The following is a 7,432-nucleotide window of genomic DNA, read 5'->3' on the forward strand; positions in this document are numbered from 1 at the left end:
CCCCCCCCCCCCCCCCCGCGGGGGGCGGGGGGGGGGCGCGGGGGCCCCCCCCGGGCGCGGCGGGCCAGCGCTACCTGGCCGGCTACGTGGTCGCCGCCGGCGAGGGAGCCCCGCAACAGGAGCTGCTCGACCACCTGGCGCGCCAGCTCCCCGACCACATGGTGCCCACCGTCCTGGTGTCGCTGCCGGCGCTGCCGCTCGGCCCCAGCGGCAAGCTCGACCGGCGCGCGCTGCCCGCCCCGGACCTGGCCGCCACCGTCACCCGCAGCGCGCCGCGCGACGCCCGCGAAGCGCTCATCGCCGGCCTCTTCGCCGACCTGCTGCGGCTGCCCGAGGTCGGCGTGGACGACAGCTTCTTCGCCCTCGGCGGTGACAGCATCCTCTCCATCCAACTCGTCGCCAGGGCCCGCAAGGCCGGCCTGGTGATCACCCCGCGCGACGTCTTCGAGCACAAGAACGCCGCGGCCCTGGCCCGCGCGGCCACCGAACTCGGCCGGACGCCCGCGCTGCCTGCGGTGGCCGAGACCGGCCTGGTGCCACTCACCCCGATCATGCGCTGGGCGCTGGGGCGCGCCGACCTCGGCGGGCTGCACCAGTTCACCACCGTGGTCGCGCCGCCGGACGCCGACGCGGAGACCCTCGCCGCCGCACTCGGCTGGCTCACCGACCGCCACCCGATGCTCCGCGCCCGGCTGGTCGGCACCGGAGCCGACCAGGCCCTTGAGGTGCCGCCGCCGGGCACGGTCAGCGGCGCGCAGGTGCTCACCCGGGTGGACGCCACCGGCACCGCACCGGCCGACCTGCCCGCCCTACTGGCCGAACACCTCGGCCGGGCCGTCGCCGCGCTCGACCCGCAAGCCGGCGCGATGCTGCGCGCCGTGTGGTGCGACGCCGGGCCGGGCAACCCGGGCCGGCTGCTGCTGGTCGCCCACCACCTGGTGGTGGACGGCGTGTCCTGGCGGGTGCTCACCCCCGACCTGGCCGACGCGTACGCCGCGCTGGTGGCCGGCCGGCCGCTGCCCGAGAGCGCCACCGGCGGCACCTCCTTCCGGCAGTGGGCGCTCGGCCTCGCGGACGCGGCGCGCCGGCCGGCGGTCCGCGCCGAGGCGGAGCTCTGGCGGGCCCGCGAGGCGGTGGTGCCGCCGGCACTCGGCCGCAGGCCGCTCGACCAGGCCGCGGACACCGCCGACACGCTGCACCACGTCGAACGCCGACTGCCGACCGAACTCACCCAGGCGCTGCTGACCAGCGTGCCGGCCACGGTGCACGGCGCGATGCCCGACGTGCTGCTCGGCGCGCTGACGCTGGCCCTGGCGCGCTGGCGCGAACGCCGCGGCGAGCCCGGCGCCCGGGACGTGGTCGCCGTGGAGGGACACGGGCGCGAGGAAGGAGTGGTGCCCGGAGCCGAACTCTCCGGCACCGGGGGCTGGTTCACCTCCTGGTACCCGGTGGTCCTGGACATCGCGGGCGCCGACCTCACCGACGCACTGCGCGGCGGGCCCGCCGCCCGCACCGTACTGGCCGCCATGAAGGAGCAGCTACGGGCTGCCGTAGACAACGGGATCGGGTACGGGCTGTGGCGCCATGCGATAGCTGATGCGGATGGCCCAGATGGTGCAGATGGTGTAGATGGCGCCGGGAACGCGGACAGGTTTGGTGGCGCGGCCGGCGCGGCCGGCGCGGGTGGTCCGGTGGGTACGGGCGGCGCGGCTTCCGTCGCCTTCGCCGCGCCCGCGAGCGCGCACCCACAGCCGCCCGCCCCGGCCGCCGGCCCCGCCGCCGCAGCAAGCCCCACCCCCGCAGCGGATGCGAAGCCCCCGGCGGGCCCGACACCCTCGCTCGACCCGACGCCCCCCGTGGTCTTCAACTACTTCGGCCGCTTCACCGGCGACGCGACCGGTGGCCCCGCTGATACGTCCGGTGGCCCCGCCGACGCCGCGCCCTGGAGCCCGGCGCCGGAGGCGCTGCCCGCGCCGCGCCCCGAGCACAACCGGCCACCGGTCCTCTTCCCGCTGGAGATCAACGCCTCCACTGTGGACGGGCCCACCGGGCCGGTGCTCGGCGCCCGCTGGTCATCCCCGGCCGGCATCCTCAGCGAGGCCGAACTCGCCGAACTCGCCGACCTGTGGGTGGCGGCGCTGACCGCACTCGCCGCGTACCAGGGCCCGTCCGCCCACACCCCGTCCGACTTCCCGCTGATCGCCGTCGAAGCGGCTGATCTCTCCGAACTGGAGCGTAGGCACCCGGAGTTGACCGACGTCTGGCCGCTGACGCCGCTCCAGGAAGGGCTGTACTTCCTGGCCGGCATGGCCGCCGACGACGCCGACGATGACGCCGCCGACGTACCTACAGACCCGGGCGGCAACATCGCCCGTACCGATCTCCAGACCGCCCCCGATGCCGACGCTGATCCCGATGCCACCGCCGTGGCCGCGGCCACCACCGACAGCGGGATCGACGTCTACACGATGCAGCTAGCGCTGCGCCTGTCGGGCACCATCGACGCCGGTGCGCTGCGCGCGGCAGCCGCCGATCTGCTGGAGCGGCACGCCAACCTGCGCACCGCGTTCGTCACCACCAGCAGCGGCACCCCGGTCCAACTCGTCCTTGACGCCGTCGAACCCGACCTCGCCGTCACCGACCTGAGCGCCCTGCCCGAGGCCGAGCGCGCCGCGCTGCTCGCCGAGGTCACCGGCGCCGACCGCACCCGCAGGTTCGACCCGGCCGCCCCACCGCTGCTGCGGCTGCGGCTGGTACGGCTGACCGAGGGGCACAGCGTCCTGGTGGTCACCAACCACCACCTCGTACTCGACGGCTGGTCGCTGCCGCTGATCGTGCAGGAACTGTTCCAGCTCTACGCCTTCCGCACCGCCGACGCCCCGCTGCCGGCCCGCCGCCGCCCCTTCCGGGACTTCCTCGGCTGGCTGGTCGGCCGCGAGGCCGGATCGGCCGAGCGGGCCTGGCAACAGGCGCTCGCCGGAGTCAGCGAGCCGACGCTGCTCGCCCCCGCCGACCCGGCCCGCCGCCCCCGGCTCTCCCGCCACCTGCCGCTCCAACTCACCGACGAGCAGAGCCGGGCCCTGACCGAACTGGCCCGCGGCAGCGGGGTCACCCTCAACACCGTGGTGCAGTTCGCCTGGGGCCTGCTCGTCGCCCGGCTCACCGGCCGCGACGACGTCGTCTTCGGCGCCACCGTCTCCGGGCGGCCCCCGGAGATCGACGACGTGGAGACCATGGCCGGCCTGTTCATCAACACCCTGCCGGTCCGGCTCGACCTGCGGCCCGGCGGCACCGTACGCGAGGCCCTGCTCAGGCTCCAGGACGAACAGTCCGCGCTCACCGCCCACCAGTACCTCGGCCTCTCCCGCATCCAGCGCCTGGTCGGCGCCGGCGAACTCTTCGACACGCTGGTGGTCTTCGAGAGCTATCCGGTGGACGCGGACGGGCTGCGCCGGGCCGAGGAGTCCGGCTCGCTCGCCGTCACCGGCGGCGACAGCGCGGACGCCACGCACTACCCGCTCACCCTGGCCGTGGACCCCGGCAACGCCAGGCTCACCCTGGAGTACCGGCCCGACCTGTTCTCCGACACCGAGGCCCACACCATCGGCCGGCGCCTCACCCAGCTCCTGGCCACCCTCGCCGCCCGGCCCGACGAACGCTGCGCGCGCCTGGAGGTCCTCGACCCGGCCGAGCGGGCCCGCATCACCACCGAGTGGAACGCCACCGACCACCCGCACGCCGACCAGACGCTGCCCGACCTGCTGGCCGAGCGGGTCCGGGAGGCACCCGACGCGACGGCCGTGGTCTGCGGTGACACCACCCTCACCTTCGCCGAACTCGCCCACCGGACCCACCAACTCGCCTGGGAGCTGATCGAGCGCGGCATCGGCCCCGAGGACGTGGTGGCCCTGCTCCTGCCGCGCACCGTCGACCCGCTGGTCGCGCTGGTCGCCGTGCACCAGGCGGGCGCCGCGTACCTGCCGATCGATCCGGACTACCCGGCCGAGCGCATCGCCTACCTGCTGGGGGACGCCGCCCCCAAGCTGCTGCTGACCACCACCGCGGGCGCCGCCGCACGGCCGCCGGCCGACCTCCCCGTACTGGCCCTCGACGCGCCCGAGGTGCGGGAGCGGCTACGGACCCGCCCCGGCCACGCGCCCACCGACGCCGACCGGGCGCGCCCGCTGCACCCGCTGCACCCGGCGTACGTCATCTACACCTCGGGCTCCACCGGCGCGCCCAAGGGTGTGCTGATCTCGCACCGCAACGTGCTCAACCTCTTCCACAGCCACCGCAGGGCGCTGTACGAGCCGACCATCGCCGCCACCGGGCGCCGGCGGCTGCGCGTCGGCCACGCCTGGTCGTTCTCCTTCGACGCCTCCTGGCAGCCGCAGCTCTGGCTCTTCCACGGGCACGCGGTGCACGTCATGTCCGAGGAGTTGCAGGGCGACCCGGTGGCGATGACCGACTACCTGCGCACCCACCGGATCGACTTCATCGAGCTGGCGCCCTCGGTCCTGGCCCAACTGGAGCGGGCCGGGCTGACCAGCGGCGACGGCTGCCCGCTGGCGCTGCTCGGGGTCGGTGGCGAGGCGGTGCCCGACACCCAGTGGGCCCGTCTGAAGGCCCTGCCGACCACCCGCAGCGTCAACCTGTACGGGCCCACCGAGTGCACCGTCGACTCACTGCTCGCCCGGGTCGAGGACAGCGACCGGCAGGTGATCGGGCACCCGGTGGACAACGCCCGGGTCTACCTCCTGGACGCGGGGCTGCGCCCGGTGCCGCCCGGCGTCAGCGGCGAGCTCTACCTCGCCGGCGCCGGCCTGGCCCGCGGCTATCTGGGCCGGCCCGCGCTGACCGCACAGCGGTTCGTCGCCGACCCGTTCTCGACGACCGGCGGGCGTCTGTACCGCACCGGCGACCTGGCCCGCTGGACGCCGGACGGTGCGGTGGAGTTCCTCGGCCGGGTCGACGACCAGGTCAAGATCCGCGGCTTCCGGGTCGAGCTCGGGGAGATCGAGACGGCCGCCGCCGGCCACCCGGACGTGGCACAGGCCGTGGTCGTCGCCCGCACCGACGCGGGCGTGCACCGCCTGGTCGGCTACGTGGTGCCGGCGGCCGGCGCGACCGTCGAGGTGGGCCGGGTGCGGGCGCACCTGGCCGAACGGCTGCCGGCCCATCTGGTGCCCGCCGCCCTCGTGGTCCTGGACGCCGTACCGATGACGGTGCACGGCAAGCTCGACCGGGACCGGCTGCCGGCACCGGACTTCGGCGCTGCCGTCGGCGGCCGGGAGCCGGTGGGCGAGCGGGAAGCGGCCCTGTGCGCGGCCATGGCCGCCGTGCTCGGCCTGCCCGCGGTCGGTGCCGACGACGACTTCTTCGCCCTCGGCGGCGACAGCATCGTCTCCATCCAACTCGTCAGCCGGCTGCGGGCGGACGGCTGGCGGCTCTCCCCGCGCCGGGTGTTCCTGCTCCGCACCCCGGCCGCGCTGGCCGAGGCGCTGAACCGGTCCGCCGGCGGGGCCACGGAAGCCGACGCCGCGGGCGTGGGCACGGCTCCCGGCACCCCGATCATCGAGTGGCTGCGCGAGTTGGGCGGCCCGATCGGCGAGTACTCCCAGTCCACCGTCCTCACCGTGCCCGCCGACCTCGGCCACGCCGAGCTGACCGCGGCCGTCCAGGCCCTCCTGGACCGGCACCACTTGCTACGGGCCCGGCTGGTACGGCACCGGCTCCAGCCGCAGGCCGGGGCGGTCGGGGTGACCAGCGGGATCGACGGGGTCACCGGGATCGACGGGGTCACCGGGACCGGCGCGGTCGGCGCGGCCGAACGCTGGGAGTTCGCCATCCCCGAGCCCGGCACCGTACGGGCGGCCGACCTGCTGGAGCGGATCGATGTGACCGGCGTCGCCGCCGGGCGCCCGCTGGCCGAGGTGATGGGCGCGAAGCTGCTCGGCACGGTCGGCGAACTCGACCCGGAGGCCGGTGCGATGGCGCGCCTGGTCTGGTTCGACGCGGGTCCCCAGCGCCCGGGCCGGCTGCTGATGCTGCTGCACCACCTGGTGGTGGACGGCGTCTCCTGGCGGGTGCTCCACCCGGACCTGCGCGCCGCCTGGGAGACGGCGCGCACCGGCGGCGAGGCGAAGCTCGAAGCGGTGCCCACCTCCTTCCGCACCTGGTCGCGTGCGCTGGCGGCGGCTGCCACCAGCCCCGAGCGGGCGGCCGAGATGGCGCACTGGCGCCGCACGCTGACCGCCGCGTCCGCCCCGCTGGCCACCCGCCGCCTCGATCCGGCCGTGGACACCGTACGCACCCTGAACCACCTCACCGTCGAGCTGCCGCCCGAGCACACCGGGCCGCTGCTGACCCGCGCGGTCGGCGCCACCGGCGGCAGCGTCAACGAGCTGCTGCTCGGCGCGCTTTCACTGGCCATCGCCCACTGGCGGGACGGGCGCGGTGACGCGGCGGGCCGGCGCACGGTGGTGGCCATGGAGGGCCACGGCCGCGAGCAGGAGGTCGTACCGGGCGCCGACCTCTCGCGCACCGTCGGCTGGTTCACCTCCGTCTATCCGGTACGGCTCGACGCCGCGGGAGTGGACCTGGCCGAGGCGCTGGCCGGCGGGGCCTGCGGGGCCAAGGCGCTGCGCGAGGTGGTGGGCCGGGTCGGCGACGAACTGGCCGCGGTGCCCGACAACGGCATCGGCTACGGCCTGCTGCGCTACCTCAACTCGCAGACCGGGCCCGAACTCGCCGCACTCGGCACCCCCGAGGTGCAGTTCAACTACCTCGGCAGGTTCGCCGGCAGCGGTGGGCCGGGGGATGCCGCGGGAGGCGCCGCGGGGGAGGCGGGGACGGAGCCGGCCGATCCGGCGGCCTGGTCCCCGGCCCCGGAAGCCGGGGTGCTCGGCGGCGGCCGGGACCTGGACATGCCGGTGGGCTACCTGCTCGACATCACCGTCTCCACCGTCGACGGCCCGAATGGCCCACGGCTGACCGCGGGTTGGGTGTGGCCGGGTGAACTGCTCCCCGAGACGAGCGTGCGGGAACTCGCCGAAACCTGGATGACGGCCCTGCGCGCCCTGTCGAACCTCGGCGGCGCTGCGGAGCAGTGACCTGCTGGCCAGCGGCCGACTGCCGCGCACCAAGCCCCCGGCCGTACGCCACGCCGCCGAACGGCGGCCCCGTACGCGGTACGTGCCGGGCTCAGCAAGCCACGGCAAGTCACGGCAAGCCACGGCAAGCCACGCCAAGTCGCGGCAGAACACGGCAGTTCACGCAGGTCAAAGCAGGTCCCCGCAGCGCAGCCCGGAGGCCGCGGCAGCACCACGTGCGCCCCGCGGATGCCGACGGACGGCAGCCACGGGGTGCGGGTGGGCGCGGGGCGCGTTCGAGGGTGGGGGGGGGGGGGGGGGGGGGGGGGGCCCGGGGGGGG

At 75.9% G+C, this 7,432-nt stretch carries 1 protein-coding gene; it reads left to right on the forward strand.

The features are described 5' to 3' along the window. The first annotated feature begins 158 nt into the window (after window positions 1-158). Window positions 159-7,112, forward strand: coding sequence for a non-ribosomal peptide synthetase (locus tag AAHZ94_RS24725; protein ID WP_349995324.1), 6,954 nt, complete (start codon window positions 159-161; stop codon window positions 7,110-7,112). The last annotated feature ends 320 nt before the right edge of the window (window positions 7,113-7,432 follow it).

The organism is Streptomyces sp. HSW2009 (assembly GCF_040240285.1).
Lineage (GTDB): Bacteria > Actinomycetota > Actinomycetes > Streptomycetales > Streptomycetaceae > Streptomyces.

Bases quoted from the DNA above. Each gene is read 5' to 3' on its own strand.
- AAHZ94_RS24725 (WP_349995324.1), top strand. From the start codon at position 159: ATGGTGCCCACCGTCCTGGTGTCGCTGCCGGCGCTGCCGCTCGGCCCC.